The following is a 25691-nucleotide window of genomic DNA, read 5'->3' on the forward strand; positions in this document are numbered from 1 at the left end:
CTCAATGCCTCCGCTGCGCGGCCAGCTTGCGGTTCCAGATGGCCGCAGCCTGGTCCAGCGCCTGCTGGATATCCTGCTTGCCCGTCACGCCCGCTTCGACCGCTTTCACCAGGTAGCGCCGCAGTTCGTCGTAGTCCGTCACGCCGGCCACGTACAGCGTGTGCGCATGCGGCATGGAGACGGCGCCGGCGGCGACGGCCTTTTCCGACGCACCCGCGCCGGCCCGCACGGTGGTGAAGAAGACGTCGTTGGCGGCGCGTGCGCTGGCCGGGTAGACGCTGGCCTGGCGCGCGAACGCCAGTTCGTTCTCGTCGCTGGTGAGGTAGCGGGCGAACTTGCCCACGGCCGGCAGCAGCGCGGGATCGACGTTGTTGGGCACGGCGAAGTGGATCAGCCAGCCGCCGTCGGCGATGCCGGTCGGGCCCAGCGGCGCGGGCGCCACGTCGGTGACGGCGTAGATGTCGGTGGCGTCGGCCTCGATGCGCTTGAGTGCCGTGGGCGGCGCCAGCAGCATGGCCAGCCGGCCGCCCTTGTAGGCGTCGATCGCGGCGGGGAAGTTATCCTCGGCGAACAGGCTGTCCTTGAGCAGGCCCCCGGCCCGGTAGGTGTCGGCCAGCTTGCGCACCAGCGCCACGTGGCGCGGCGAGTTGAACACGGCGCGGCCGTCGCGGATCACGTCCAGGCCCTGCTGCATCATCAGGCCGTCGATCTTGGACAGGGCGGGGCACAGCCCGGCCTTGCCGGTGCGGGCGGCCACGCGGCGCGCATAGTCCAGTTGTTCGTCGAGGTCGCGCGGCGGATGGGTGAGGCCGGCCGCCTCGAACAGCCGCTTGTTGTAGGCAATGACGGCCACGTTGCTGTACAGCGGGAAGCCGTAGGTCTTGCCGCCGAAGGTGAGGTCTTGCAGCGCGGCGGGCAGGTAGCGCGGGCGCTCGCCGGCCAGCAGCGCGTCCACGGGCGCCAGCAGGCCGTCGCGCGCGAATTCCTCGGCCCACGGCACGTTCAGGTTGACCAGCGCCGGCGGCGTGCCAGCCACGATGCGCGTGACCAGCTTGGTCTGGATCACGTCCCACGGGAAGTCCACCCATTCGAGCTTGACGCCGGGATTGGCGGCCTCGTAGCGGCGTGCCAGCGCCTCGAAGTAGGGCGTGAAGCGGGGCTTCATGCTGAAGGTCCAGAATTCGATCTTCTGCGGCGCGGCGTTCGCGCCGTAAGGCAAGCCCGCCGTGCACGCGCCCAGCGCCAGCCATGCTGTCAGCAGTAACTTGATCTTCATGGCGGGCGCAGGGGCGGTGGGACTTAGTTGGTCTTGGTGACTTTGCTCAGGTGGCGCGGGCTGTCCGGGTCCATGCCGCGCGCTGCCGACAGCTTGGCCGCCATCACGTAGAACGCCTGGATCGCGACGATGGGGTCGAGGTCCGGGGTGGCGGCCGTAGGCAGGGTCAGGTCGCGCTCGGCCACGTCGGCCGGCGCGGCCAGCAGCACGCGCGCGCCACGGCCGCGCATCTCGGCCGCCAGTTGCAGCAGGCTGGCCTGGGTCGGCCCACGGGTGGCGAAGATCAGCAGCGGATAGCCTTCCTCGATCAGCGCCATCGGGCCGTGCTTGATCTCGGCGCCGCTGAACGCTTCCGCCTGCAGGGCCGAGGTTTCCTTGAATTTCAGGCCCGCTTCCAGCGCCACGGGGAAGCTGATGCCGCGTCCCACCACCATGATGTTGCGGGCCGGGGCCAGGATGTCGATCGCCGGCGACCAGTCCTCGCGGGTGGCGGCGCGCAGCGAATCGGGCAGCGCTTCCAGGCCGGCCAGCAAGTCAGGATCGTTCTGCCACTGGGCCACCATGCGGGCGGCGGCCACCAGGCTGGTGATGAAGCTCTTGGTGGCGGCCACGCTTTGCTCCTTGCCGGCGCGCAGCGGGATGGCCCATTCGGCCGCGTGGGCCAGGGGCGACTCGATGTCGTTCACCAGGGCCACGGTGGTGGCGCCGCCGTCGCGGAAGTAGCGGATCGGTTCCACCACGTCCGGGCTCTGGCCTGACTGCGAGATGGAGATGGCCAGCGTGTCGCGCGTGATCAGCGGCGACTTGTTGAGCGTGACGAGCGACATCGGCAGCGACGCCACCACCCGGCCCAGGCGCGCCATGATCAGGTAGGCGGCATACGAGCAGGCGTGGTCCGAGCTGCCGCGCGCGATGGTCAGCGCGGTCGAGAAGGACGTGCTCCTCAATTTGCGGCCCAGCTCCGCGTAACGGTCGGTGTCGCTGGCCAGTTGCAGGGCCACGCAGTCGGCAGCCGACAGCGCTTCTTTGAGCATCATTGAGGTCACAACAGTTCTCCTTCGATATAAACGGCTTTGAGATTCAGGTCGCGGTCGAGCACCACCATGTCGGCCCAGGCGCCGGGCGCCAGCCGGCCCCGTTCCTGCAGGCCCAGGTAGTCGGCCGCGTAGGTGGACACGCGGGCCGAGGCATCGGCCAGATCCAGCCCCAGTCCCACCAGGTTGCGCAGCGCCTGGTCCATGGTGAGGGTGCTGCCGGCCAGCGTGCCGTCGGGCAGGCGCACGCCACCCATGCACTTTTGCACCGTGTGCCGGCCCAGCATGTACTCGCCGTCCGGCATGCCGGTGGCGGCTGTGGAATCGGTCACGCAGTACAGGTGGGGGATGGCGCGCAGCGCCACCTTGATGGCGCCCGGATGCACGTGCAGCAGGTCGGGGATCAGTTCCGCATATTGGGCGTGCGCCAGCGCTGCGCCCACCATGCCGGGCTCGCGGTGGTGCAGGCCGCTCATGGCGTTGAACAAATGGGTGAAACCGGCCGCGCCATGTTCCAGCGCGGCCACGCCGTCCTCATAGGAACCGAGCGTGTGGCCGATCTGCACGCGCATGCCGGCGTCGGCCAGTTCGCGCACCAGCTGCAAATGGCCGGCGATTTCCGGCGCCACCGTGATCAGCTTGAGCGGGGCGAAGGTGGCCAGCCGCTGCACGTCGGCCAGCTTGGCGGCGCGCGCGAAGTTGGGCTGGGCGCCGAGCTTGCCGGAGTTGATGTACGGGCCTTCCAGGTGCGCGCCCAGCACGCGCGCGCAGCCGGGACGGCGGTTGGCGCAGGCCTCGCCGATGGCCTTCAACGCCAGGTCGATGTCTTCCGGCGGCGCTGTCATGGTGGTGGCCAGCAGGCTGGTGGTGCCGTGTTTGGCGTGGATGGCGGCGATGGCGTGGACGGCGTCGCCGCCTTCCATCACATCCTTGCCGGCGCCGCCGTGCACGTGCAGGTCGATAAAGCCGGGGATGACGTAATCGTCGCCGTTGGTGGCCGGATCGGTGGAGGCGCCGTGGATGGCGCCGATACGGTCCGAGAACGCGATCTCGCCGCGGACCCAGCCCGCCGAGGTCAGGATATTGCCTTTGATTGCACCGCTCATCTGCGTGACTCCGCTACGAATTCATAATAGTCGCTCCGGCAGAACGAGTGGGTCAGTTCCACCGCGTTGCCGTTGTCGAGATAACTGACGCGGGTGATGTGCAGCATGGCGGCACCCGCGGGAATGTTGGCCAGGCGCGCCTGCTCGGCGTTGGCGTTGACGGCACGGATGTGCTGCAACGCGCGCATCGGCACCGCGCCATTGGCTTCCAGGTAGCCGTACAGCGAATCCGTCACACTGTGCGGATTGGGCATGTAGGCGGCCGGGATGGTGGTCGTTTCGATCGCCATCACCACGTCGTCGGCCGTGCGCAAGCGCTTCAGGCGCGCCACCGGCATGTTGGGCGACAGCCCCAGCGACAGCAGTTCCTGCGGCGAGGCCACGCCGATGTCGCGCTGCAGCCAGCGCGAGCCGGCCGTGAAGCCGCGCTGGCTCAGTTCTTCGGAAAAGCTCGTCAGGCGCGACAGCGGCTGCTCCAGCTTGGGCGTGATGTAGGTGCCCGAGCCGCGCTTGCGGGTCAGCATGCCGCGTTCGCACAGCATGTCGATCGCCTTGCGCGCGGTGACGCGCGAGATGGTCAGCATCTCCGACAGCACGCGCTCGGACGGCAGCGCCTCGTTGGCGCGCCAGTCGCCGCTGGCGATACCGTCGGACAGCTTGTTGGCCAACTGCATATAGAGCGGGGTGTCGCTGCTGGCGTCGGGCCGGAAATCGCTCAACTGTGCTAGCACTGGCTACTCCTTCCCCGATTGTTGGATCAGCCGCAGCGCGCCGGCGGCGGAATCGCCTTGCGCCGGCACCACGCGCGCCAGCAAGGCTGGCGGCAGGTAAGGGCGCAATGGCGCGGCCAAGCCACCGCACAGGGCGACCGGCAGGCTGGCGCTGGCGTCGAGCGCATGCGCGATCAGGTCCACCTGGCGGCCCGCTTCAAGCAGGATGGCGCGCGCGGTGGGATCGGCGTCGGCGCTGGCATCGGCGTACTGCAGCACCAGCCGCGCCAGTTGCGCGTATTGGGTTTGCGTGGCGTTGGCCAGCCAGACCTGGATCGCGTCACGCGTGCCGCCGCAGGCGTCGATGACGGCGCTGGCGAACGGGCTGCCGGTGGCGCGGCCATCGACCACTTGCTGGATATGGTTCACGGCGCGCAAGCCGATCCATGCGCCGCCCGCTTCATCGCCGGAGGGGAAGCCCCAGCCGCCCACTTCATAGCGGCTGCCGTCGGCCAGCATCACTTCGCCCACGCTGCCGGTGCCGAGCGCAATGATGGCGCCCGGCTGGCCCCGGTGGGCGCCCAGCAGCGTGGTGCCGGCGTCCGTCTCCAGCGCGACCCTGGCGTAGCCGGGATTGGCGGCCACAAATTCAGCCGCCCATTGCTTGTTGTGGACCCCGGCCAGGCCAAGGCCGATGGCGACGCGTTGACGGTCGGGGATGGCCAGGCCGGCGGCGCGGAAGGCCTGGGCGGCCGCGTCCTCCACGGCGGTCCAGGCGCGCGCGATGCCGTGCATCAGGCCGGATGGGCCGCTGGCGCCTTCGGCCAGTTCGCGTCCGTCGCGGTCCGCCAGCCGCACCCGGGTGCCGCTGCCGCCGCCATCCACACCGATGAAATATTCGATCATGATTTTGCCCACGCTGTTGTGCCATCCCGGCCGGGCTTGCATACCGCCTGCCAACCGGGGAGTTGTGGGGCACTATAAGTTTGCAAAACCAGCTTGTCAACAGGTATTTAACTGGTATTGTTAAATCTTGAAGTGGACTGCGCGCTTAGGGCCAGAAATTTCCAGTAAGTCGTTGTTTTATATGGTATTGATTCTTTCTGGAAATGGTATGGTTTTTTGTGTGGTTGAAGGCCAATTTGGTCTTGTTGTGGTAGCTTGGTGACGGGCAGAGTACACTGGCGTCTTTCGCTTCAGGAATTACGCAGATGAACAAGGCAGGACAGAAGGATTATTGGGATGAATGGCAGCGCGAGGCGCTGGCGGCCGGCGTGAAGCCGGCGCTGGCCAAGCTCGGCATGGAGGTGCTGCGGGCACACCGCAAGAATCGCTGGCCCAAGCATTTCCTGGGCCGCATGGAAGATGGCCCGGTGATGCTGGCCATGTGCTTGGAGGAACCGGATGAAAGCGAACTGCTGTTCATCGAAAACCTGTACCCGTACGACGCCAAGCTGATCGCCGCCACCAAGAAGCGCCTCTGCTTCGACTAAGCGCAGCGTTGTTAGTTGGCGCGTTCACGCGTGCCGCTGCGGTCGATGCTGACGAGCCGCGATTTGTCGGCCGTTTTCACGTTCACCAGCGCGTGGCCGGGGCCGCGCACCACCACCTCCGCCTGGCCGGCCATCAACTGGCGCGCGTGCAGTTCGCCCGAGCCGCTCAGTTGGGCATCGAGCTTGTCGGTCTTGCCCGCCAGCGTGACCTGGCCGGGGCCGTTCATGGTCAGCTTGACTTGCTTGCAGTCGGTGTTGGCGTTGAGGTCGCCCGAGCCGGTCAATTCGGCATCCAGCGTATCGCTGACCTTGCTCAGGAAGATGTTGCCGGGGCCGCGACTGCGCGTGACGGCCCGCATCACTTGCAGGCCTTTGGCATCCAGATCGCCCGAGCCCGTCACTTCAGCACTTAACGTGCCGCCACTGCCCGACAGCACCATGTTGCCGGCGCTGGTGAGGACGGCATGCACATTCTGCGCCTGCACGCCGCGCGCGGTGAGGTTGCCCGAGCCGTGCACTTCGGCGTCGAACTGGTGGATGTTGCCGGCTACGCAGGCGTCGCCCGAGCCGCGCAGCACGGCCGTCACGGCTTCCGTCTGCAACTCACACGCTTGCAGGTCGCCTGAGCCCGATACCTCGGCCCGCACTTCCTTGCTGGCGCCGTGCACGCGCATGGTGCCGGAGCCGCGCAGCATGGCGTTCACGCGCCCGCCATGCACCCCGTCCATGTCCAGGTCGCCGGAGCCGTTCAGCTCCGCATTCACATCCTGCTCGACCGCGCCGGCCGCCACGTCGCCCGAACCGTTCATGCGCAGGTTCAGCTTGCCCGCCGTCATGGAGCGCAGGTTGACGTTGCCGCTGCCGCTGGTGCGCAGGGTCAGATCGCGCGCATCGCCGCTGGCGTGCAGGGCGCCGGAGCCGGCCGTGGACAGCGTTAGTTGCTGGCCGTGGAATTGCTGCAGGTCCACGTCGGCGCTGCCGCCGGCTTTCAGGCTGGCCAGTTGCGGCACAGCGACCCGGATCGTCAGCGGTGCGTGTTTGCCCCAGCCAAACGAAAAATGCCAGCCCTTGCGTTGGCGGTACCGTATGATCAGTGTGTCGTCCGTGACCAGCGTTTCGACGTTGGCCATTTCCTTGCGTGGCCCGCTCAGTTCCAGTCCCGGCTCGCCCTGCGCCGTGACCACCACCGGCCAAGGCCCTTCCACGGCGACGGCGTGGAACGGAGCGACGGTGCGGCTTTCCGTGCTGTTGGTATTGTCGGGCTGGGCGGTGGCGGCCAGCAGCGGGGCGCTGGCCAGCGTCAGCACGGCGGCCAGGGTGGTACGTTGGATGGGGTGCATGATCTCTCGCAACACGTGGTGGGGATGGCGAAAAGATAAGCCATCTCCGGGCACGCCGCGATGGAAAAGGGATGGATGCACGGATCAACGGCACCAGCTGCAAATTCGGGGCACTGAACGGTGCGCCGTCGTCATTCCTCGGTGAACTTCTCGTCCTTTTCCTCTTGCACGGTGAGGAAGAGCAGGATCAGGCCGATCAGCAACATGGAAGCCATGGGCGGCTCGGGCAGGTCGGAATACTTGCTTTTGAGCGCGGCAGCCCGCGCATCCTTCTTGTCGGTGGACGGACGCTCGGCGGCCGGTTGCACTTTGGCGGCCGTCAACCGGGGCCGCACCCAGTAAGCGGCCTGCTGGCGCGGCAACATCATGTCGTCGGCCAGGTAGGGTTGCAGCACATGCATGTGATCTTCGATCTCGATGAAGCCGCGCGGCGCCTGGGACAGGTTCTCGGCATCGTTGTCGAGAACAACAGCATCCCCTGCCACGGCACTGGCCGAACCAAGCAGGGACAGCGTCAGGACAGCCGCTGTGATGATGCGATTCATTTCCCTCTCCACATAGTTTCGGACCCAGTGCGCCAAGTATCACAATTTATTAGAGCATACGGCTCTGGCACTGGATACTAGAATTTCATAATGGGTGTTATCGAACTTGAATGTTTGAGCTATCAATCACGTTCGCGCCCGATCAACACTGTCCCATACGCTACAGTTTATACATTGGAGAGCCGATATCTACCCTGTACCACCGGCGAAACAGTATGTGATTTCAAGGCGCAATGTCATAATGCCATCCAACAGGCGGCCAACGCGCGGGCCGCTGACCGGTGAAGGGAGTCAGCATGATCAAATATATGGGAACCAAGAAGACAGACGATGGCGGGGTACTGTATATTTTTCTGATCAATGGTTTGCAGAAGGAAGTGCGCGAAAGTGCATTGAAGCAATATCCTGGCTGTTATGAGGCGCTGCCTGCCGCAGCCAAGGCGCGTATCCTGGCCAACCGGGCCTGGATGTCGAAGCTGTAGCATGCCAGCCGGGCTGAATCCCGCAGCGCGCCGCTGGCGGCCGGGCTTGGCATGCTGCGCGTTGATGCTGGCGCTGGGCTGCGCCAGCGCCCGGGCCGCCGTTCCCACCACGTTTGGCACCATCGTCGGCAACGCCTTGCTGTGCCGCGATGAAGTCGACAACAAATATTTCTACAACTACTTGCTGAACGCTTTCGGTCCCGCCTACAAGCACGACGGCGGCGCCTACTGGTTCAAGTCCGATGGCGCCACCCTGTGGGGCGTGGAGATTTCCGAACTGATGGTCAGCGACGACACCAGCACCTTCGTGTTCGTGGGCGCCGTGGCCGAGACCACGCCGGAACTGCTCGAACAGGCCATCACCACGCAAGTGGGCATGCGATATGCGAAAATCGACAGTTCGGCGTTCCCGGTGCGCGAAGCCAGACCGGCCAGCCGCATCGTCTATTTCGATCGCAAGTCCAAGATTTACTGCGCCAAGTTCAAGCCGCTGCCGCCCGTCCAGCCCAAGGCCGTGCGGACGCGCTGAGCCGCACCCAGGGGTTTCATGTACACGCAATTTTTCAGCCTGAAGCAAGCGCCGTTCTCGATCGCGCCCGATCCGCGCTACCTGTTCATGAGCGAACGCCATCGCGAAGCGCTAGCCCATTTGCTGTACGGCGTGGGCAGCGGCGGCGGTTTCGTGCTGCTGACGGGCGAGATCGGCGCCGGCAAGACCACGGTCTGCCGCTGCTTCATGGAACAGATCCCGGCCAATTGCAAGCTGGCCTATATCTTCAATCCCAAGCTGTCGGTGGAGGAATTGCTGCTGTCCGTGTGCGACGAGTTCGGCATCACGCTGGCGCCGCAGGGGACGGGCGCCGTCAGCGTCAAGACCTACGTCGACGCGATCAACCGCTACTTGCTCGACAGCCATGCGCAGGGCAACAATAACGTGCTGGTGATCGACGAGGCGCAGAACCTGTCGGCCGACGTGCTCGAACAGTTGCGCCTGCTGACCAACCTGGAGACGAACGAGCGTAAGCTGTTGCAGATCATCCTGATCGGCCAGCCTGAACTGCGCACCATGCTGGCGCGGCCGGATCTGGAGCAACTGGCCCAGCGCGTGATTGCGCGCTACCACCTGGGGCCGCTGACGGAAGCGGAAACGGGCAGCTACATCGAACACCGGCTGGCTGTGGCGGGCGCGGCGGCCAGCTCGCCATTCCCGCGCCGCCTCACGGGGCTGGTGCACAAGCTGGCCAAGGGCGTGCCGCGCCGGATCAACCTGTTGTGCGACCGGGCCTTGCTGGGGGCGTATGTGGAGAACCAGCCGCAGGTTACGCCCGCCATCGTGCGGCGCGCGGCGGCGGAAGTGTTCGCGGCGCCAGCGGGCGGGGCGGGTGCTGTGCGCCGTGCCTGGCCGCAGTGGGGCGCGGGTCTGGCGGCCGGCGTGCTGGCCGGCGTGGCCATCAGCGCGGCAGCTTGGCAATGGCTGCCGGTGCGTGATACCAAATTGGTATCAATGCCGGTGAGCCGCGCCGCGTCGCAGGTAGTCGGGGCGGGCGCTGGTGTCGCCAGCAAGGGCGATGGTTCCACGTCCGCCTTGCCGGTTGCCGTTGGCGCAACCACTGGCATGGCGCCCGCGCAGGCAGGCGCCGCCACCACCGTTGCAACGGGTACGGCACAGGCCGGGGTTGCCACCGCCCCAGCCGGTGTAACGGGCACGACGCCGGCCCAAGTTGCCGCCACAGCATCCGGTGCCTCGGGCGCGCCCGCCGGGGCCGCCGTCGCGTCCAGCATCGTCCCATCGGCCGCCGCCGTTGCTGCGCCGGCCGGCGAGGGCGGCGCGCAGTCCGCACCGCCGTTGCGTGAGCTGGCCGCGCTGTGGGGCCAGTCGCTGCCGCCCGGCGAGCCTTGCCAGGTGGCGGCCAGACTCAACCTGCGTTGCCTGCAAACGCGCGGCGGCGTGGACGAATTGCGCCAGCTTGACCGTCCCGCCGTGCTCACGTTGCGCGACGAGCCCGGCATGCCGCGCTACGCCTTGCTGACGGCGCTTGACGCCAGCGGCGCCACCGTCGCCCTCGACGGCAAGTCTCAGCACCTGAGCCTGGCTGCGCTGGCCGAACGCTACGATGGCAGCTATACGACGTTCTGGCGCGCCCCGCGCAGCTGGCGCGACGAAGTATCGGATGGCGACCGTGGCCCGGACGTGGACTGGCTGGCCAAACACCTGTCCCAGCTGTACGGCTTGAAGAAGCCGGTCGAGAACCAGCCGCTGGACGCAGCCTTGATGCGCCGCCTGCGCGAGTTCCAGTCCGTCCAGCACTTGAAGGCGGACGGGGTGGCCGGTCCGAAAACCTTCATCCGCCTGCTCCAGCTGGCCGGCGTGCGCGAGCCGCGCCTGAGCCCCGGCCGCTGATCGGCCCGTTACGGCTGGCGCGTCTTGAAGCGCGCCGGAATGGCGCTGCGGAAGGTCTGGCGTTGCTGCTCATCGCCGAACAGGGTGGCGGCTGGCTTGATCAGGTCGCTGCGGCTGACCAGGCCGATCAGTTTCATCGATTGCGCATCCTCCACCACGGGCAAGCGTTCCAGCCCGTGCACGGCGAGCCGGGTCGCCACCGAGCGGCAGGTCTCCGTGCCCAGCGCCACGTTTGGCACGTTCACGCCGAACAACTGGCCCACCGTCTGCGCCGCGCCCCGTTGCAGCGCGGCCCGGTCCACCATGCCCACTAGCCGCTCGCCATGCAGCACCGGATAAGCCCGGTGCAACTGGCCATCGCCGAAATGGCTGGCCAGCACGTCGGCCACGCGCGCCTGCGCGTCCACGCACACGGGCTGGGTGGTCATCACTTCCGCCACACTGTGCTGTTCCATGGGATCGATGCCGTACTCGCGGTAGATGTGGTAGCCGCGGCGCGCGATCTTCTCCGTCAGGATCGAGCGGCCCATCACCAGCACCGTGAAGCCGTAAGCCACGGCCGACGCCGCCAGCAGCGGCAGCATCGCGTTGACGTCGTGCGTCAGCTCCAGCGCGAACACCACCGACATCACGGGCGCGCGCATCATGCCGCCCAGCGTGGCGGCCATGAACACCAGCGGCCACAGGGCCGGATCGTGGCCGGGCAGGTAGGGGCCGAGCAGGGCGCCCAGGCCCGCGCCCAGCATCAGCAGCGGGGCCAGCACGCCGCCCGAGGTGCCCGAGCCGAGCGCCAGCACCCACATCACGGCCTTGCACAGCAGCAGGCCCAGCATGAAGTGCAGCGCCAGGTGGCTGTGCAGCAGGTCGCCAATCACGTCGTAGCCCACGCCCAGTGCGCGCGGCTCCAGGTAGCCGCCGATGCCGACCGCCACGCCGCCGATGGCAGGCCACCACATCCAGTGCACGGGCAGCCGGTGGAACCAGTCCTCGACCCGGTACAGCGAGGTCGACAGCAGCCAGGCCAGCGCGCCGGCCACCACGCCAGCCACCAGGCAACCCGGCAGTTCGGCCGCCGTGGGCGCCAGCGTTTGCAGCGGGAACAGCGGGCCGTTGTCGAGCAGCAGTCCGCGCGCGAAGCCGGCCACAGCGCACGCCACGGCCACCGGCAGCAGGCTGCGCGGGCGCAGTTCGAACAGCAGCAGTTCGACCGCCATCAGCACGGCCGCGATCGGCGTGCCGAAGATGGCCGTCATGCCGGCCACGGCGCCGGCCACCAGCAGCGTCTTGCGTTCGGCGCCCGTCAGGTGCAGGTGCTGGGCCACCAGCGAACCGAGCGCGCCGCCCGTCATGATGATGGGACCTTCCGCGCCGAACGGCCCGCCGCTGCCGATCGCGATGCCCGACGACAGCGGCTTGAGCATGGCGACCTTGGGCGACATGGTGCTCTGGCCGAACAGGATGGCTTCAATCGCTTCCGGAATGCCGTGGCCGCGGATCTTTTCCGAGCCGTAGCGCGCCATCAGGCCGATGATCAGCCCGCCGATCACGGGCACCACCAGCACCCACCAGCCCAGCGTGTTGAGGGCGGGCGAGCGCTCGTCCAGCGACAGTGTCTGGAAGAAGAACAGGTTGGTGAAGAAGTGGATCAGGCGCAGCAGGGCGCAGGCAGCCAGCGTGCTCAGCAGGCCCACCAGCGCCGCCACGGCCACGATCATCAGGCGTAGGTCGCCCGCGAAATCGCGCCGGCTCATGGCGTGTCCCAATCGACCACCGGCACCATGAACTTTCCTTCCATCGATTGCAGTTCGGCCCGGTGCAGGTCGGCCAGTTGCACCAGCAGCGCCTCGCCATGGGGCAGCAGGTGCACTTCCACCTGGCGCTTGTCGGCCGTGCTCACGCGCCGCTCGACCAGCCCGGCAGCCTCGCAGCGCGACACCAGCGCCACCACGCCGTGCTGCTGCGACTGCAGCCGCTCGGCCAGTTCGCCGATGCTGGCCCATTCGCGGCCGGGGAAGCCTTTCACGTGCAGCATCAGCAGGTATTGCAGCGGCGTGATGCCGGCCGCGCGCGCGGCCGATTCAGAGAAATGTTCGAAGCGCCGCATCTGATAGCGGAAATTGGAGAGCGTTTCAAAGTCGCTCTTGCTCAGTTCGTGGGAACGGGGGGACATGAGGCCAGTAAAAGTGATATGGGGAAAGCTAATATATCACAATATGATGTAATGAATGTGACTGGATGAAATTCGGGGCGGCAGGCCGTACAATCGCGGGGTCGATTACTTTTCAACGGGCCGGCCGGGCCAGCCGCACACCACATGTCCTACATCCTGGAAGCACTGAAGAAGGCGCAGGCGGAACGCCAGTTGGGTGACGTACCCACTATCCATGCGCCCGCCATCGCCGCCGCGCCGGCCGGCGGGGCAGGACTGCGCAACAAGCCGCTGGTGCTGGCGCTGGCCGCGCTGGGACTGGTGACAGCGGGCCTGCTGGCGCTGGTGTTGCGGCCGACGCCGCCGGTGCCGGCCGCCGCGCCACCTGTGGCCAAATTGCCCGTGGTCACCCCACCGTCCGTGGCGCAAGTGCCTGTGTCGTCGCCAGTTCCCGCCGCCGTTGCGCCAGTGCCAGCGCCTGTGTCGTCGCCTGTTCCCATGGCCGCCGCGCCTGCGCCTGCGCCGTTGCCAGTTCCCATTGCCGCCGCGCCAGCGCCCGCCGCCGTGCCACAAGCGAGCGCGCCGCCCCCGTTGGCTGTGGTCGCGCCTGCTTTGTCGGAGGCGGTGGTGCCGCATCACCGCGCGGGCAAGCCGGATAAGGTGGCCGAGGCGGCGCCATCCGCCGCCGTGGCCGCAACGCCGGCGCCACCAGCGCAGGATGAGGCAATCCAGAACTTGCGCGATTTGCCCGAACCCATACAACGCGCCATTCCCCCCATCACCATGGGCGGCTATATGTACTCGCGCAACCCGGCCGACCGCCTGCTTCTGATCGACAAGGTGTTGCGCCACGAGGGCGAGGAGGTCGCGCCGGGCCTCGTGCTCGACAAGCTGCTGCCCAAGGCGGCTGTGTTCACCTTCAAGGGCTACCGCTACCGCGTGCCTTACTGACGCCTTCCGGATGGCGGGCAATGTGATCGTTATGTCATCATTGCGTCATGTCTGAATGATATTTTTACCGCATAGTCAACTATGCCGGGGAATATCATGCAACACCTGAAGCTGATGCCGCTGCTGATCGCCGCAGCGTTTTACGTGCCGCGCGCCCATGCCGTGGAACTGATCGCCGTGGGCAGCCTGAGCGGGCTGTCGTCCGACCTGTCGACGGCCACGGCCGGGCCGCTGGAAAATGGCGTGGCCGGCAACCTGCTGGGCGGCCTCGGTTCCGGCCTGGCCTATGCTGGCGGCAACACCTTCATCGCCACGCCGGACCGTGGCCCCAACGCCAGCGTCTACAACCCGCTGGTGGACAACACCACGTCCTACATCAACCGCTTCCAGACCATCAACATGACGCTGACGGCCAACGCCGGCCCCGGCCTGGCCTACACGCTCACACCCACGCTGACGGCCACCACCTTGCTGTCGAGTGCAACCCCGCTCAGCTACGGCAGCGGCGCGCTGGGCACGGGCGGCGGCGCCACGCTGGGCAGCGGCACGCCCGCGCTCAACAGCGCCGGCCATTACTACTTCACGGGCCGTTCCGACAACTTCGATCCGGCGCTAAGCAGCGCCAACCCGAACAACGGCCGGCTGGACCCGGAAGCGGTGCGCGTGTCGCGCGACGGCAAGAGCGTGTTCGTGTCCGACGAGTACGGCCCGTATGTGTACCAGTTCGACCGCGCCACGGGGCAGCGCATCGCCAGTTTCGCCTTGCCGGGCAAGCTGGCCGTGTCCCATCTGTCGGCCAGCGGCGACGCTGAGATCGCCGGCAACACCAGCGGCCGCATCGCCAACAAGGGCATGGAAGGGCTGGCCATCACGCCCGATGGCAAGACGCTGGTGGGCGCCATGCAAGCCAACCTGGAGCAGGACGCCAGGGGGACGCTGCGCATCGTCACCATCGACATCGCCACCAAGGCCACCCATGAATACGCCTACCAGCTCAGCACCGGCACCGGCGTGAGCGAGATCGTGGCGCTGAACGACCATCAGTTCCTCGTCGACGAGCGCGACGGCAAGGGCCTGGGCGACGGCAGCAAGGCCGTCAACAAGCAGTTGTACATGGTGGACCTGGCCGGCGCCACGGACGTGAGCGGGCTGGCGGCGATCAACGCTGGCACGCCGTCGCTGAACAAGCAATTGTTCCTGGACCTGGTGCCCGTGCTGGTGGCCAACGGCTACAACGCCAGGCAGATCCCGTCCAAGATCGAAGGGCTGGCGTTCGGCGCCGACATCATGCGCGGCGGCGTGCTGACCCATACGCTGTACGTGGCCAACGACAACGACTTCAGCGCCGACAGCGGCGACAACAAGTTCTTCGTGTTCGGCGTGACGGACGCCGACCTGGCCCGTATCGGCGCCAGCTACACGGCGCAGACGCTGTCGCCGGTGCCGGAAGCACCTGGCTACGGCATGCTGATGGCCGGCGTGGGCATGATCTGCCTGGCGGGCCGCCGCAAGCGCAACGAGGTCTTCCGCCAGGACGTGTGAGCCCGCCGTGGCGGCCGCCGTGCGTATAATGGCGGCACGACAACAAAGCGGAGCGATGGGACTATGCAGGGCGATTCGGTTGGGCTGGCGCTGACGCACAAGGTGCTGGGCGTGGTAGGGCGTTCCGGCAGTGGCAAGACAACCTTGCTGGAATGGCTGGTGGCGCAACTGGCCGTCGCCGGGCTGAAGGTCAACGTCATCAAGCACAGCCATCACGACCTGGAGCTGGAGCCGCCCCACAAGGACAGCGCCCGCCTGCGCCGCGCCGGTGCGGCCGAAGTGATGGTGGCCTCGCCTTACCGTTACGCCATCGTGCACGAATTGCGCGGCGCGCCCGAGCCGGCGCTGGAAGACCAGCTGGCGCGGCTGTCGCCGGCCGATTTGACCTTGCTCGAAGGCTTCAAGTCTTATCCTATCGCCAAGCTTGAAGTGTACCGGCCATCGTCCGGCAACGCGCCGCTGTATCCGGACGATGCCCACGTGGTCGCGGTGGCGTCCGACGTGCCCGCGCCCGACGGCCTGCGCGCCGGCCTCGTGTGGCTGGACCTGAACCAGCCAGCCACCGTGCTGGCCTGGCTGCGCCGTCACGCGGGCTGCTAGCAGCATCGCCAACGTAAATATTTGTGCCGCGGGCCTAAAGTTCCGTTCGGCGTGTCCGTAAAAGAAGGTGATACGCCTTATTGGAGATGGACATGGACGTCACAGGTATTGCTCAAGCGTCAACCACGATCGCAGACACCGGCACCAAGCAGGCCGTCGGCGTTGCCGTGTTGAAAAAAGCCCAGGACATCCAGGCCTCCAGCGCCGCTGCCCTGATCCAGGCGATTCCTCCCGTGCCCTCCACGCCGAATCTGCCTTCGCACCTGGGCAACACGATCAACACCACTGCCTGACGCCAGCGGCTGCCGCTGCCGTCCTCGCCGCGCGCCTGCCGGACGCGCCGGGGACGTGTGCGCGGCCTCCGCATGGTATTTTCCCTGCCGCTAGTCCCCGATTTTCTCCGCTTTTCCCCGCTTTTCCCTACGTCCACCCACGCCGCGCGCACCGCCTTACCTGGCCGGCTGACTTTATTTCGTTTTCCGTATCGGTTTGCGCTATTCTTGTCCCGCCTTCTGAGTAAAATCGCTCAGGCTTGCCCGGGTTGAACTTCCCTGTCGCAACAAAATAAAAAGTAGAAAAGTGTGTAAGGTTCGCGCCCGGTGCGGCGACTACCGTCCAGATGCAGACGATAGCCGTCACATCGCACATTTGATTTTTACCCCGTTACTTTTTCCTTCAAGGAGACTTACCATGAACAAACGTCAAGCCCTGATCGCTGCCGCCCTCGCTACCGTGTGCGCCTCCGTCAGCACGGCCAGCAGCGCCGCCGCGTCCGCACCGGCCGCCGGCGAGAAAGAGAAGTGCTTCGGCATCGCCAAGGCTGGCCAGAACGATTGCGCCGCCCCCAATGGCGCCCACTCCTGCGCCGGCCAGTCCAAGGTCGACAACGGCGCCGCCGAGTGGAAATACGTGGCCAAGGGCACTTGCGAAAAACTGGGCGGCAAGACCACGGCCCCTGCCAAGTAATTCGCGCTGACGGTTGCGGCCATGTCCCTCGCCAGGCACCCACGCACTGCGGCAGCCACGGCAGCCGCGCTGGACGTCGGCGTGGGCTTGCGTGCGCCGCACTACCGCCAGTTTCTCGAACAGCGGCCGGCCATCGGCTGGCTGGAAGTCCACACCGAGAACTATCTCGACCAGGCAGGCTGGGACTGGCACGTGCTGTCGCAGCTGCGGCGCGACTATCCGCTCAGCCTGCACGGTGTCGGCCTGGGCCTGGGCTCGGCGCGCGGCTTTTCCAGTGAGCACCTGGAGCGCGTGGCCAGCCTCGTGCGCCGCGTTGAACCGGCGCTGGTATCGGAGCACTTGTGCTGGGGCGCCGTGGCCGGCCGCCAGCTCAACGACCTGTTGCCGGTGACGCTGGACGCGGCCGCGCTGGACTTGCTGTCCGAGCGCGTGCAGCGGGTGCAGGACAAGCTACAGCGCCAGATCCTGCTGGAAAACGTGTCGACCTATGTGCGGTTCCAGGCCGACGCCATGGGCGAGATGGAATTCCTGGCGGCCCTGGCCGCGCGCACGGGCTGCGGCTTGCTCGTTGATATAAACAATTTATACGTTAATCAGTGCAACCACGGCGAGGATGCCTTGCAGGCCCTGGCCGCCATCGCACCGGGCACGGTGGGGGAGATCCACCTGGCCGGGCACCTGGTCACGCCGCTGGCCGTGATCGACCACCATGGCGACACGGTGGCCGAGCCGGTCTGGCGCTTGTACGAGGCGGCGCTGCACCGCTTCGGCCGCGTGCCCACGCTGATCGAGTGGGACACCGACATCCCCGCGCTGGACGTGTTGCTGGGCGAGGCGGACAAGGCGCGCGCGCTGGCTGACCGGCTGGTTCCCGGCGTGCCCGTCAGCGCGCCCGCGTGTGCGCCGCAGGCATGGCCGGCGGTGGCCACGACGACGGTGGGCGGGACCGTGGATGCCGCGCCCATGGCGCCGGCCGGCGCCGAACCGGCTCCCATCTTCGCGCACACCCAAAGCGACTTCGCTGCCGCGCTGTTCGATCCCGGACAGGAATCGGCCGTGCAAGCGCGCTTCCGGCAAGGACAGGACGGCCGCCGTTTCGGCCTGTACCGGGGCAACCTGACGGCGACCTGGGACAAAACGCTGGCCAACGCCTATCCCGTCATCCGCATGCTGGTGGGCGAGGAATTCTTCGGCGGTTTGAGCCGGGCCTATGGCCATGCTTATCCGTCCGACAATGCCGACCTGAACCGGTTCGGCGCCCAGTTCGCCGCGTTCCTGGCCGGCTTCCCGCACGCGGCCCAGTTCCCGTATCTGCCGGACATGGCGCGGTTGGAGTGGGCCGTGCACCGCGCCCACTACGCGCCGGCCGCCGAGCCCGTCACGCCCGCGCAACTGGCGGCTGTGCCGCCGGAGCGGCTGGAGCTATGCACGATGCGGCTGCATCCGGCCTGCAGCCTGCACGCGTCGCCGTGGGCCGTGGTGCCGCTGTGGCTGGCGCATCAGGCGGACGCGCAGCAGGCGTTTCCGGCCGTGATGGAGCAGGCCAGCCACGGCATCGTGCTGCGGCCGCAATGGCAGACCCGGCTGCTGCGGCTCAGTCCGGCCGCGCACGCCGCGCTGGCGCAGCTCGCAGACGGCGCCACCTTCGGCGCAGCGCTGGACGCCGCCTTCGACCTCGATGAGGCGTTCGACATCGGCGGCCAGTTGAGCCTGTGGCTGGAACATCACTTGATTGTCGATACGGGAGGTTGATTTCCACGCCCATTCAATGTAACACTTACAGCAAGCGCAACAGCAGTACCCGCCTCGCCACCAGCGAGGTTGTCCCTCTCTTTATCAATGAACGAGAACAACATGATGAAAACGATACTTGGGCTGCACCAGCAATTTTCCCGTTTCGACGCCAACCTGACGGAGTGGGGTGGTTCTTTACTGAACCTGGCGTTGCGCTTCTATGTGGGCAGCCAGTTTTTCAAGGCCGGCATGATCAAGGTGGGCGACTGGGCCACCACGCTGGCGCTGTTCCACGATGAGTACAAGGTACCGGTGCTGCCGCCCGAGCTGGCCGCCTGGATGGGCGCTGGCGGCGAATTGCTGTTCCCGGTGCTGCTGTTCGCCGGCCTGTTCACGCGCCAGGCGGCGCTGGGCTTGCTGGCCGTGAATGTGATGGCGGTGATTTCCTACCCGGTGCTGTTCAGCTACGACTGCCCGGCCGCCCTCAACGACCACCTGTACTGGGGTTTGCTGTTGCTGGTGCTGGCCGCGTTCGGGCCGGGCCGCTTCTCCGTTGATGAAGTGATCGAGGAAAAGCGCGCCGGTAAATAGGCGTACCGTCAGCACTCCCTGAGCGCACCCCGCGCGAGCCGGGGCGGCGGGGCGTGCGGCAGGGCGGGTCAGCGCGTGTTGAATGCGCGTAGCACCCGCGCCTCGCCGGTGGTTTCCCCCTGGGCCGCACTGGCCGCTTCGGTGGCCGCTATCATGCGCAGCAATTGCGCATCCTCGAAACGGGTCAGTTCTTCGGTAGCCGTGTGCAGCGCCTGGGCCAGCCTGGCGCGGGCGCTCTGGTACAGGGCGCTGTCGTACTGGTCCGTGTTCTTCAGCAGTTCTTCCGCGTTCTCGATCACTTGCCGCAGGTCGCCGATCAGCCTTTCCTGGGTCTGCATGTTGTGCTCAGGGCCGTCCATGGCGTTCCCCTTGTGTCGGTTGATCTGGCCGCACGGCGCGGCAGGCCGATATAGCAAGCGGGCGTGGCGGCGGTGTGTGCCGGATCAAACGGGTCCGGCCATGGTATCAGCTTAGAAGGTTATTGCTCAAACGCAAGAGCAAAATCCGTAGCGACATCAAGCGGCGACCACGTTGATCTCGATATCGCCCACCTTGACGCGCTGGCCGGCGCGGATCTTGGCCGTCTTGCGCGACTCCGGTTTGCCGTCCACCTTGACGGCGCCGCTGGCCACCATGACTTTGCCGGCGCCGCCGCTGTCGCACAAGCCCACCAGTTTCAACAACTGGTTCAGCTCAACAAATTCACCGTTCAATTCGAAACTAACCTTCTGCATTTTGATCCTCTGTTACGATAGTGGCTAGCGGGTGTGCTGTGCCACCGGCTAGTTTAGCGTCAATTTGACGGGGTCGTAGTTTACTCGATGGCCGATGATGTTTTTATATTGCCACGCGGAAAATTGATTGCTATGCTGAATTAACTGCATCGCGCAGTGCTCGTCAGCGAGAAGTATCATGAAACCGTTCGCGCTTGCCGTCTCGTTCGCCGCCGCGTCGCTGGCCAGTGGGCCGGTGTGGGCCGCCGGACCGGATACGTCCACTTCTTCCCCCTTTGAAACCAACCGTACCGCACTGCCACCGGCGTTGCAGTGGAGTCCTTCAGCGCAATGGTTCGCCACCATGGACCGCCAGGGAGCGATGCAGGAGCGCCAGGGCAACGGCATGTCGCTGAGCTACCTGGCCGACGGCAGCGCCGTGGCCGCGTCGCGGCGCGACGGGCGCGGCACGGTGGTCGGTGTGGGCGCGGGCGGCATGAGCGGCCAGTTCTTCGGGCTCGAAGCGTCCGGCCTGACGCCGCTGGAAATCGCCGCCACCGACCGCTTCAACGCGCCTTACTACGGCATGGTGCGCGACGCCAGCCATGCCGGCGTCAGCATCGTCGCCGGCGATGGCGGGCGGCTGCGTTTCGGCGCGCTGTCGGGCCAGGGCATGGTGCAGACCGACCCGTTCGGCCAGGCCATCAACGACCGCAGCAAGCGTTTCCTCAGCAGTGCGGAATTCGAGCAGAAGATGGGGCGGGCCGTGGGTATCGTCAGTGTGGGCGTGCTGCGCGAGAATGGCTCCATGCTGGGCAGCCAGCTGGTGCAGTCGCTGGCGTTCACCACCAATCCCACCACCACGTTCACCTCGTTGTCGGTGGGCTACGCGCTGTCGCCGTCCAGTTCGCTGGTGGCCATGGCCTCGTCCGGCCGCACGGCCGGGCTGGGGACGACCGACAGCTTGCTGGCGCAGGTGTCGGAAGTGCGCACCGTGGCCTACAGCTTTGGTTACTCGGCCAAGCAATTGTGGCGCAAGGATGACCGTTTCGGCCTGACTTTCGCCATGCCGGCCAAGGTGCGTTCGGGCGTGCTGGCGCTGGGCGGGCCGGCCCTGCAATCGCCGCTGACGGGCGCGCTGGGCGATGTGACCCAGCCCCTGAACCTGCATCCGACGGCCACCGAACGCGACCTGGAAATGACCTACAGCACGGGCGTGGGCTCGGATGCGCGCCAGGGACGGGTGACGGGGGCCATGATGTGGCGCGTCAATCCCGGCCACGACGCCACGGCCAAGCCGGACTGGATGCTGGGCGTGCGCTACGTGCGCGGCTTCTAGCGCACAGTCATCCTTTGGCGCCGGCGTGGGTCATGTCCAGCGGCACGATCCACTGGTCGAACTGCTCCGCCGTCACGTAGCCGAGGGCCAGCGCCGCTTGTCTGAGCGTGGTGCCTTCGTGCTGCGCCTGCTTGGCGATCTGCGCCGCGCGGTCGTAGCCGATGTGGGGCGTCAGCGCCGTCACCAGCATCAGCGAACGCTCCATCAGTTCGGCGATGCGCGGCCGGTTGGGCTCGATGCCGCGCGCGCAATGCAAATCAAAGCTGGCCATGCCGTCGGCCAGCAGGCGCGCGCTTTGCAGGAAGTTGTGCGCGATCAGCGGCTTGTACACGTTCAGTTCGAAATTCCCTGACGCGCCACCGAGCGTGATCGCCACATCGTTGCCGAACACCTGGCAGCACAGCATGGTGACGGCTTCGCATTGGGTGGGATTGACCTTGCCCGGCATGATGGAGCTGCCCGGCTCGTTTTCCGGGATGGTGATTTCGCCCAAGCCGGAGCGGGGGCCAGACGCCATCCAGCGCACGTCGTTGGCGATTTTCATCAACGCCGTGGCCAGCGTCTTGAGCGCGCCGTGGGCCGCCACCAGCGCCTCGTGGCCGGCCAGCGCGGCGAACTTGTTGTCGGCCGTGCGGAACGGCAAGCCCAGCGCCTGCTCCAGTTCGGCCGCGATGCGTACCGCGTACTCGGGATGGGCGTTCAGGCCCGTGCCCACGGCCGTGCCGCCGGCTGCCAGTTGCAGCAGGCCGGGCAGCGCGGCGTCGATCGCACGTCCGGCGTGATCGAGCTGCGCCACGTAGCCGGAGAATTCCTGGCCCAGCGTGAGCGGGGTGGCGTCCTGCAAGTGGGTGCGGCCGATCTTGACGATGCCGTCAAACTCGGCCGCCTTGGCATCCAGCGTGGCGCGCAGCAGTTGCAGGGCCGGTTGCACGGTGTGCACCAGCGCCTGGGCCGCCGCCACGTGGATGGCCGTGGGGAAGATGTCGTTCGATGACTGGCCCCGGTTCACGTCGTCGTTCGGGTGCAGCAGGCGGTTTTCGCCGCGCTCGCCGCCCATCAGTTCCGAACCACGGTTGGCCAGCACTTCGTTCATGTTCATATTGGTCTGGGTGCCGGAGCCCGTCTGCCATACGGCCAGCGGGAATTCGGCGCCATGGCGGCCGGCCAGCACTTCGTCGGCGGCGGCCACGATGGCGTCGGCCTTGACCGGCTCCAATTGGCCCAGCGCCACGTTGACGCGGGCGGCGGCGCGCTTGACGCTGGCCAGCGCAGCGATCAGCTCGGGCGGCATGCGCTCGCTGGAAATGCGGAAATGTTCCAGCGAGCGCTGGGTCTGGGCGCCCCACAGCTGGCTGGCTGGCACCGCGATGGGGCCAAAGCTGTCGCGTTCGGTTCGGCTGTTCATGGCATGCGCTCCGGTTGGATGGGATGGCAAAAGTGTAGCGCGGAATGGGAAAATTGATGCAGGGCTACAAATCGGCGAATTTCAGCCGTTATAGTCATTACTCTTCAGCATAGGCCATGACCGACTTGAACATGCAGCGCAAACCCCGACTCGTTTCCACCCTGTGCGCGCTCGCCTGTGCGGCGTCGCTGGCGCCGGCCATTCACGCGGCCGAACTGGGCGAGGCGAGCGTGCGCTCCTTCATTGGCCAGCAACTCGCGGCCGATATCGAGCTGGTGTCGCTCACGCCAGACGAGGTGACCGGCTTGCAGGTGCGGCTGGCGCCGGTTGATGTCTACCAGGGCGCCAGCATCACCATGAATCCGGCGCTGGCGACCATCCACCTGTCCGTGGTGCGGCGCGACCAGCGTCAGTTCCTGCACATCACCACGCTCAAGCCTATCGACGCCAACTACGTCCACCTGTTCCTGGAGCTCGGTGTGCCGGGGCGCACCGATGTGCGCGCGGCCACGCTGTGGCTGCAACCCGATCCCCATCCCGCGCCACAGCCGGCGCCGGTGGTGGCGGCCGCCTCCGGTTCCGCCACCGCCACTGTCGCCCCCCAGTCTGCTGGCGCGGCGGTGACTGAGCTGGAGGCGGCGGCCGAAGCGTCGCTGCGGGCAGCCAGGGCGCGTGGCGCCCGCCCGGCCACGGCCGCTGGGGGGGCACCGGCACATCCGCCGCATCCGGCCGCCAGCGGCACCGGTGATGGTGGCGCAATGGTGGAGGCACCCACCGAACCGGCCAGGGCTTCTGGCGCCCGGCGCCGCGCGGCGCTTGTGCCGCCAGCGACGCAGGGACAGTCCGGGGCCGCCTGTGCGCCGCAGACTTCCCGCCTCAGCGCCCGCGAATGCGCGGCGCTCGATCATCGCAGCGCCGCCCTGACGGAAAAACTGGTGGCGCTGGAAGACAAGGTCAAAGTATTACAGACCGCGCTGGATAGCAAAGGCACTCCCGACAGCAAAGCAGCGATCGGCGGCAAGGCAGCAACCGAAGGCAAAGCGGTAAATGACGGCAAAGCAGGGGCCGACGGCAAAGCAGGGACCGACGGCAAACCGGCCTCCGACAACAAAGCGGCGGCCGATGGCAAACCGTTACGCGCCCATGTACCGCCCCGGGCCGGCGCCAGCCGTCCTGCATCGACCAGGCTCAAGTACAAGAAGGAGCCGCCGGTGGAAACGGGGCCGGACCTGACGACGATGCTGGCGGCCGGCGGCGCCGTGTTGCTGGCGCTGGCCGGCGGCGTGTATTACTGGATGCGCCGTCGCAAGCAGGGTGGGGAGGCGCGCGCGCCGCTGAAGATCTGGCAAGGCTGGCGCCGCAAGAAGGGCGAGGAAGCCGCCCCCGACGACGCACAGCCTGAAAAAGATGCTCTAAATCAAGCCGAATAGCGAAAGTCAGCGCACGGTATGCATGCGTTGAAGAACTGGGCTATACTAAACCCGTAGTTTCAATACTACGAATAAACAGGCCATGATCTGGCGCAGTCACCAACGATAGTGTGGCGCGCACCCAGAATGAGCGTTGATGAAACGACTTGGCCTGGAAGCGGTCTGCGCGCCGACAATGCGTGCGCGGACTCCGGATGCAACCGGAAGCGGGGCGACGCCAGGAGATACCTGGTGTTCGCTCTCCACCAATTCCCGAAAAAGCCCGGCTCGCTGCCGGGCTTTTTTACATCCGCCCGAAACAGGGCAGTTCGCCAATTCATTTGCCCATCCGGGACGTGCCCCGGATTCTTCGGCCATAAAAAAAGCGCCCGCAGGCGCTTTCTTCGATTCGGATGAGGGGCGCTTACTGGCGCGGGGCGCTCATGCCGGGCATCTGGTTCATCCATGGCTCGGTCACGTCGCGGATGGCGCGGTCGTTGGCCAGGATTTGCTTGAGCAGGTCGATCTTGCGTTGACGCGGGGCGCCGCTCAGGGCTGGCATGTCGCTGGCGGCCGGGCGGGCGGCGATCGCGCACTGGTCTTCCAGGCGGCTCAGGCTGTCCCAGTCGCTCACGCGGGCGGCGGCCACCATCTGGTTGCTCAGTCCGGCAATATTTTCGTACATCGAGAGGACTTCGGAGGAGGTCATGGCGCGCCCTGAAAAGTGGAAAAAGACTACCGCTTGTCTGGGGTAACGTCGTCTGCGGGAAGAACTTTAGGGTTTTTCGAAAATATTTTGCGAAAAATCGAAAATATTTTTGAAAGCGGGGGCGGCCCCTATGAAAAACGGCCGCCTGCCCAAAAATTGGGCGGCGGCCGCGTGCGAATTCGATATCAGTCTGATATTAAATTCGATATTAATTTTTCCAGATTGATTATTTAATCAGTTCCTCCAGGCCCGCGCTCAGCTCATCCGGTGGCGGCATCTTGTCGATCAGGTCGCCGTCGTCCAGCCCCAGCGCTTCGGCCATTTCGGTTGGGTAGCAGGCGGCGATCTCGTCTTCGCTCAGTTTGTTCTGCTCGACGCGGGCGCGCCAGGCGGCCAGGTTGACGACGGCAGCCAGGCGGTTGGGCGGCGTGTGGTTGAGCGGGTCGGGGAAGGCGCTGATGGTTTCCGAGAACGTGGCCGGGAACTTCCAGCGGCGGGCCAGCTCCGCGCCCACATTGGCGAAGGTGTAGCCCAGCGAGGCCTGTTCCGCGTCCAGGCGGCGCGCGTCCATCGGACCTGCCACCTTGTCCAGTGCCAGCGCCTGTTCCGGCATGGCCGAGTGGATCACCAGCTGGCCGATGGCGTGCATCATGCCGATGGTGAAGGCGAGGTCGGTGTTTTCGCCCGTTTGCTTGGCGATCCACTTGGCCGACACGGCCGTGTGAAGGCTGTAGCGCCAGAATTGTTTGAGGTCCAGGCCCGGCACGGTCTTGAACCCGCTCACCAGGCCGGAGCTGATGACCAGCGTGCGCACGGTCACGAAGCCCAGCATCAGCACCGCGTCTTCCACCGTGCCGATGCTGCGCGACACGTGGTAGTAGGCGGAGTTGGCCAGACGCAGCAGCTTGGCGCTCAGTACCGGATCCGTGGACAATTTTTTCGCGATCTCTTCGGTCGAGACGCTGGCCTTGTCAAAACTGCTGATCAGCTCTTCCACGACCTTCGGCGCGGTAGGCAACGCAGTCGGATTCTGGAACAGGGCATCAAGCTTCATTTTCTTCTCCTCGTTGGTTTCGCGTTGCTGTCAGTGAACTATATAGCGATTCCCGCGATCAAAAAAGACATTTTGATGCTCTGGCGTATCTTTTCTGCCGATGGCGGAGGGTGGTGTTTTTTTACCATCCATGCCGGCGATC

The 25691-nt window shown here is 66.4% G+C and carries 28 protein-coding genes; 14 read left to right on the forward strand and 14 right to left on the reverse strand.

What is annotated here, in order from left to right:
* Position 1: 1 nt before the first annotated feature.
* The 5 genes from H3H37_RS08005 to H3H37_RS08025 are packed head-to-tail and all read right to left on the reverse strand — an operon-like array spanning position 2 to position 5032.
* Positions 2–1276, reverse strand: coding sequence for an ABC transporter substrate-binding protein (locus tag H3H37_RS08005; RefSeq protein ID WP_182161215.1), 1275 nt, complete (start codon positions 1274–1276; stop codon positions 2–4).
* A 23-nt stretch (positions 1277–1299) separates the two neighbouring features.
* Complete coding sequence (locus H3H37_RS08010) at positions 1300–2313, reverse strand: SIS domain-containing protein (RefSeq protein ID WP_182161217.1); 1014 nt, start codon at positions 2311–2313, stop codon at positions 1300–1302.
* A gap of 5 nt (positions 2314–2318) precedes the next feature.
* Entirely contained in the window at positions 2319–3416 is a 1098-nt protein-coding gene (nagA, locus tag H3H37_RS08015) for an N-acetylglucosamine-6-phosphate deacetylase (protein ID WP_182161219.1), read from the reverse strand.
* Positions 3413–4147 carry a GntR family transcriptional regulator gene (locus H3H37_RS08020; RefSeq protein WP_182161221.1) on the reverse strand — a complete coding sequence of 245 codons (735 nt, stop codon included), beginning with the start codon at positions 4145–4147 and terminating at the stop codon, positions 3413–3415. Before H3H37_RS08020 ends, nagA begins: the two co-directional genes overlap by 4 nt.
* A gap of 3 nt (positions 4148–4150) precedes the next feature.
* Positions 4151–5032, reverse strand: a complete 882-nt coding sequence (locus tag H3H37_RS08025; RefSeq protein ID WP_182161223.1) for a glucosamine kinase nucleotide-binding domain-containing protein — start codon at positions 5030–5032, stop codon at positions 4151–4153.
* 305 nt (positions 5033–5337) lie between these two features.
* Here H3H37_RS08025 and H3H37_RS08030 point away from each other — a divergent pair, with 305 nt between their 5' ends.
* Positions 5338–5619 (forward strand): hypothetical protein, encoded by a 282-nt coding sequence (locus H3H37_RS08030; protein WP_182161225.1) that lies wholly within the window; start codon positions 5338–5340, stop codon positions 5617–5619.
* 11 nt (positions 5620–5630) lie between these two features.
* Here the strand turns inward: H3H37_RS08030 and H3H37_RS08035 are convergent, their stop codons facing one another.
* Positions 5631–6959: a GIN domain-containing protein gene (locus tag H3H37_RS08035; protein WP_220456370.1), complete on the reverse strand. Its 1329-nt coding sequence runs from the start codon at positions 6957–6959 to the stop codon at positions 5631–5633.
* A gap of 131 nt (positions 6960–7090) precedes the next feature.
* Complete coding sequence (locus H3H37_RS08040) at positions 7091–7504, reverse strand: hypothetical protein (protein ID WP_182161227.1); 414 nt, start codon at positions 7502–7504, stop codon at positions 7091–7093.
* A gap of 296 nt (positions 7505–7800) precedes the next feature.
* Between H3H37_RS08040 and H3H37_RS08045 the strand changes: the two genes are divergently transcribed.
* From H3H37_RS08045 to H3H37_RS08055, 3 genes are read left to right on the forward strand one after another with little or no spacing between them, the layout of a single operon-like run.
* The gene (locus H3H37_RS08045; protein ID WP_182161229.1) at positions 7801–7986 is read left to right on the forward strand and encodes a hypothetical protein; all 186 of its coding nucleotides are present in this window, start codon (positions 7801–7803) and stop codon (positions 7984–7986) included.
* Between the two features lies 1 nt (position 7987).
* Positions 7988–8515, forward strand: a complete 528-nt coding sequence (locus H3H37_RS08050) for a hypothetical protein (RefSeq protein WP_182161231.1) — start codon at positions 7988–7990, stop codon at positions 8513–8515.
* A gap of 18 nt (positions 8516–8533) precedes the next feature.
* A complete protein-coding gene (locus tag H3H37_RS08055; protein ID WP_182161233.1) occupies positions 8534–10387 on the forward strand; it encodes an AAA family ATPase in 1854 nt (617 codons plus the stop codon).
* A gap of 8 nt (positions 10388–10395) precedes the next feature.
* On the opposite strand, the gene H3H37_RS08060 is transcribed toward H3H37_RS08055, so the two are convergent.
* Both H3H37_RS08060 and H3H37_RS08065 read right to left on the reverse strand, forming a co-directional pair.
* Positions 10396–12138 (reverse strand): chloride channel protein, encoded by a 1743-nt coding sequence (locus H3H37_RS08060; protein WP_182161235.1) that lies wholly within the window; start codon positions 12136–12138, stop codon positions 10396–10398.
* A complete protein-coding gene (locus tag H3H37_RS08065; RefSeq protein WP_182161237.1) occupies positions 12135–12557 on the reverse strand; it encodes a MarR family winged helix-turn-helix transcriptional regulator in 423 nt (140 codons plus the stop codon). The genes H3H37_RS08060 and H3H37_RS08065 overlap by 4 nt, the downstream gene beginning before the upstream one ends.
* Positions 12558–12701: 144 nt before the next feature.
* On the opposite strand from H3H37_RS08065, the gene H3H37_RS08070 reads away from it, so the two are divergent.
* The 7 genes from H3H37_RS08070 (at position 12702) to H3H37_RS08100 (ending at position 18920) form a co-directional block, all read left to right on the forward strand.
* A complete protein-coding gene (locus tag H3H37_RS08070; protein WP_182161239.1) occupies positions 12702–13487 on the forward strand; it encodes a general secretion pathway protein GspB in 786 nt (261 codons plus the stop codon).
* Between the two features lie 96 nt (positions 13488–13583).
* Positions 13584–15029, forward strand: coding sequence for an esterase-like activity of phytase family protein (locus H3H37_RS08075; RefSeq protein ID WP_182161240.1), 1446 nt, complete (start codon positions 13584–13586; stop codon positions 15027–15029).
* A 63-nt stretch (positions 15030–15092) separates the two neighbouring features.
* Positions 15093–15629, forward strand: coding sequence for a molybdopterin-guanine dinucleotide biosynthesis protein B (mobB, locus tag H3H37_RS08080; protein WP_182161242.1), 537 nt, complete (start codon positions 15093–15095; stop codon positions 15627–15629).
* Between the two features lie 92 nt (positions 15630–15721).
* A complete protein-coding gene (locus H3H37_RS08085) occupies positions 15722–15922 on the forward strand; it encodes a YjfB family protein (protein WP_182161244.1) in 201 nt (66 codons plus the stop codon).
* A gap of 397 nt (positions 15923–16319) precedes the next feature.
* A complete protein-coding gene (locus tag H3H37_RS08090) occupies positions 16320–16595 on the forward strand; it encodes a BufA1 family periplasmic bufferin-type metallophore (RefSeq protein ID WP_182161246.1) in 276 nt (91 codons plus the stop codon).
* 21 nt (positions 16596–16616) lie between these two features.
* Positions 16617–18347 carry an MNIO family bufferin maturase gene (gene bufB, locus H3H37_RS08095; RefSeq protein WP_182161248.1) on the forward strand — a complete coding sequence of 577 codons (1731 nt, stop codon included), beginning with the start codon at positions 16617–16619 and terminating at the stop codon, positions 18345–18347.
* A gap of 102 nt (positions 18348–18449) precedes the next feature.
* Positions 18450–18920 (forward strand): DoxX family protein, encoded by a 471-nt coding sequence (locus tag H3H37_RS08100; protein WP_311196949.1) that lies wholly within the window; start codon positions 18450–18452, stop codon positions 18918–18920.
* Between the two features lie 68 nt (positions 18921–18988).
* Here H3H37_RS08100 and H3H37_RS08105 read toward each other — a convergent pair whose 3' ends face one another.
* Both H3H37_RS08105 and H3H37_RS08110 read right to left on the reverse strand, forming a co-directional pair.
* Positions 18989–19279 carry a DUF883 domain-containing protein gene (locus tag H3H37_RS08105; RefSeq protein WP_182161250.1) on the reverse strand — a complete coding sequence of 97 codons (291 nt, stop codon included), beginning with the start codon at positions 19277–19279 and terminating at the stop codon, positions 18989–18991.
* A 156-nt stretch (positions 19280–19435) separates the two neighbouring features.
* Positions 19436–19654 (reverse strand): RNA-binding S4 domain-containing protein, encoded by a 219-nt coding sequence (locus tag H3H37_RS08110; RefSeq protein WP_182161252.1) that lies wholly within the window; start codon positions 19652–19654, stop codon positions 19436–19438.
* 178 nt (positions 19655–19832) lie between these two features.
* Between H3H37_RS08110 and H3H37_RS08115 the strand changes: the two genes are divergently transcribed.
* Positions 19833–20972, forward strand: coding sequence for a hypothetical protein (locus H3H37_RS08115; protein ID WP_182161254.1), 1140 nt, complete (start codon positions 19833–19835; stop codon positions 20970–20972).
* A gap of 7 nt (positions 20973–20979) precedes the next feature.
* On the opposite strand, the gene fumC is transcribed toward H3H37_RS08115, so the two are convergent.
* Entirely contained in the window at positions 20980–22377 is a 1398-nt protein-coding gene (gene fumC, locus H3H37_RS08120; protein WP_182161256.1) for a class II fumarate hydratase, read from the reverse strand.
* Positions 22378–22493: 116 nt separating this feature from the next.
* On the opposite strand from fumC, the gene H3H37_RS08125 reads away from it, so the two are divergent.
* A complete protein-coding gene (locus tag H3H37_RS08125; protein WP_182161258.1) occupies positions 22494–23807 on the forward strand; it encodes a type IV pilus assembly protein FimV in 1314 nt (437 codons plus the stop codon).
* A gap of 403 nt (positions 23808–24210) precedes the next feature.
* Here H3H37_RS08125 and H3H37_RS08130 read toward each other — a convergent pair whose 3' ends face one another.
* The gene (locus H3H37_RS08130) at positions 24211–24495 is read right to left on the reverse strand and encodes a flagellar protein FliT (RefSeq protein ID WP_182161260.1); all 285 of its coding nucleotides are present in this window, start codon (positions 24493–24495) and stop codon (positions 24211–24213) included.
* Between the two features lie 15 nt (positions 24496–24510).
* On the opposite strand from H3H37_RS08130, the gene H3H37_RS08135 reads away from it, so the two are divergent.
* The gene (locus tag H3H37_RS08135; protein ID WP_182161262.1) at positions 24511–24729 is read left to right on the forward strand and encodes a hypothetical protein; all 219 of its coding nucleotides are present in this window, start codon (positions 24511–24513) and stop codon (positions 24727–24729) included.
* On the opposite strand, the gene H3H37_RS08140 is transcribed toward H3H37_RS08135, so the two are convergent.
* The gene (locus tag H3H37_RS08140) at positions 24722–25549 is read right to left on the reverse strand and encodes an HDOD domain-containing protein (protein WP_182161264.1); all 828 of its coding nucleotides are present in this window, start codon (positions 25547–25549) and stop codon (positions 24722–24724) included. The genes H3H37_RS08135 and H3H37_RS08140 overlap by 8 nt on opposite strands.
* Positions 25550–25691: the final 142 nt, after the last annotated feature.

The sequence above is a fragment of the Rugamonas brunnea genome, from assembly GCF_014042345.1.
In the GTDB taxonomy this organism is placed as follows: Bacteria; Pseudomonadota; Gammaproteobacteria; order Burkholderiales; family Burkholderiaceae_D; genus Rugamonas; species Rugamonas brunnea.

Bases quoted from the DNA above. Each gene is read 5' to 3' on its own strand.
- H3H37_RS08035 (WP_220456370.1), bottom strand. From the start codon at position 6,959: ATGCACCCCATCCAACGTACCACCCTGGCCGCCGTGCTGACGCTGGCC.
- H3H37_RS08110 (WP_182161252.1), bottom strand. From the start codon at position 19,654: ATGCAGAAGGTTAGTTTCGAATTGAACGGTGAATTTGTTGAGCTGAAC.
- H3H37_RS08005 (WP_182161215.1), bottom strand. From the start codon at position 1,276: ATGAAGATCAAGTTACTGCTGACAGCATGGCTGGCGCTGGGCGCGTGC.
- H3H37_RS08050 (WP_182161231.1), top strand. From the start codon at position 7,988: ATGCCAGCCGGGCTGAATCCCGCAGCGCGCCGCTGGCGGCCGGGCTTG.
- H3H37_RS08010 (WP_182161217.1), bottom strand. From the start codon at position 2,313: ATGATGCTCAAAGAAGCGCTGTCGGCTGCCGACTGCGTGGCCCTGCAA.
- H3H37_RS08115 (WP_182161254.1), top strand. From the start codon at position 19,833: ATGAAACCGTTCGCGCTTGCCGTCTCGTTCGCCGCCGCGTCGCTGGCC.
- H3H37_RS08025 (WP_182161223.1), bottom strand. From the start codon at position 5,032: ATGATCGAATATTTCATCGGTGTGGATGGCGGCGGCAGCGGCACCCGG.
- H3H37_RS08130 (WP_182161260.1), bottom strand. From the start codon at position 24,495: ATGACCTCCTCCGAAGTCCTCTCGATGTACGAAAATATTGCCGGACTG.
- fumC (WP_182161256.1), bottom strand. From the start codon at position 22,377: ATGAACAGCCGAACCGAACGCGACAGCTTTGGCCCCATCGCGGTGCCA.
- H3H37_RS08105 (WP_182161250.1), bottom strand. From the start codon at position 19,279: ATGGACGGCCCTGAGCACAACATGCAGACCCAGGAAAGGCTGATCGGC.
- H3H37_RS08070 (WP_182161239.1), top strand. From the start codon at position 12,702: ATGTCCTACATCCTGGAAGCACTGAAGAAGGCGCAGGCGGAACGCCAG.
- H3H37_RS08040 (WP_182161227.1), bottom strand. From the start codon at position 7,504: ATGAATCGCATCATCACAGCGGCTGTCCTGACGCTGTCCCTGCTTGGT.
- nagA (WP_182161219.1), bottom strand. From the start codon at position 3,416: ATGAGCGGTGCAATCAAAGGCAATATCCTGACCTCGGCGGGCTGGGTC.
- H3H37_RS08100 (WP_311196949.1), top strand. From the start codon at position 18,450: ATGATGAAAACGATACTTGGGCTGCACCAGCAATTTTCCCGTTTCGAC.
- H3H37_RS08045 (WP_182161229.1), top strand. From the start codon at position 7,801: ATGATCAAATATATGGGAACCAAGAAGACAGACGATGGCGGGGTACTG.
- H3H37_RS08140 (WP_182161264.1), bottom strand. From the start codon at position 25,549: ATGAAGCTTGATGCCCTGTTCCAGAATCCGACTGCGTTGCCTACCGCG.
- H3H37_RS08060 (WP_182161235.1), bottom strand. From the start codon at position 12,138: ATGAGCCGGCGCGATTTCGCGGGCGACCTACGCCTGATGATCGTGGCC.
- H3H37_RS08085 (WP_182161244.1), top strand. From the start codon at position 15,722: ATGGACGTCACAGGTATTGCTCAAGCGTCAACCACGATCGCAGACACC.
- H3H37_RS08090 (WP_182161246.1), top strand. From the start codon at position 16,320: ATGAACAAACGTCAAGCCCTGATCGCTGCCGCCCTCGCTACCGTGTGC.
- H3H37_RS08055 (WP_182161233.1), top strand. From the start codon at position 8,534: ATGTACACGCAATTTTTCAGCCTGAAGCAAGCGCCGTTCTCGATCGCG.
- H3H37_RS08075 (WP_182161240.1), top strand. From the start codon at position 13,584: ATGCAACACCTGAAGCTGATGCCGCTGCTGATCGCCGCAGCGTTTTAC.
- H3H37_RS08125 (WP_182161258.1), top strand. From the start codon at position 22,494: ATGACCGACTTGAACATGCAGCGCAAACCCCGACTCGTTTCCACCCTG.
- bufB (WP_182161248.1), top strand. From the start codon at position 16,617: ATGTCCCTCGCCAGGCACCCACGCACTGCGGCAGCCACGGCAGCCGCG.
- mobB (WP_182161242.1), top strand. From the start codon at position 15,093: ATGCAGGGCGATTCGGTTGGGCTGGCGCTGACGCACAAGGTGCTGGGC.
- H3H37_RS08065 (WP_182161237.1), bottom strand. From the start codon at position 12,557: ATGTCCCCCCGTTCCCACGAACTGAGCAAGAGCGACTTTGAAACGCTC.
- H3H37_RS08030 (WP_182161225.1), top strand. From the start codon at position 5,338: ATGAACAAGGCAGGACAGAAGGATTATTGGGATGAATGGCAGCGCGAG.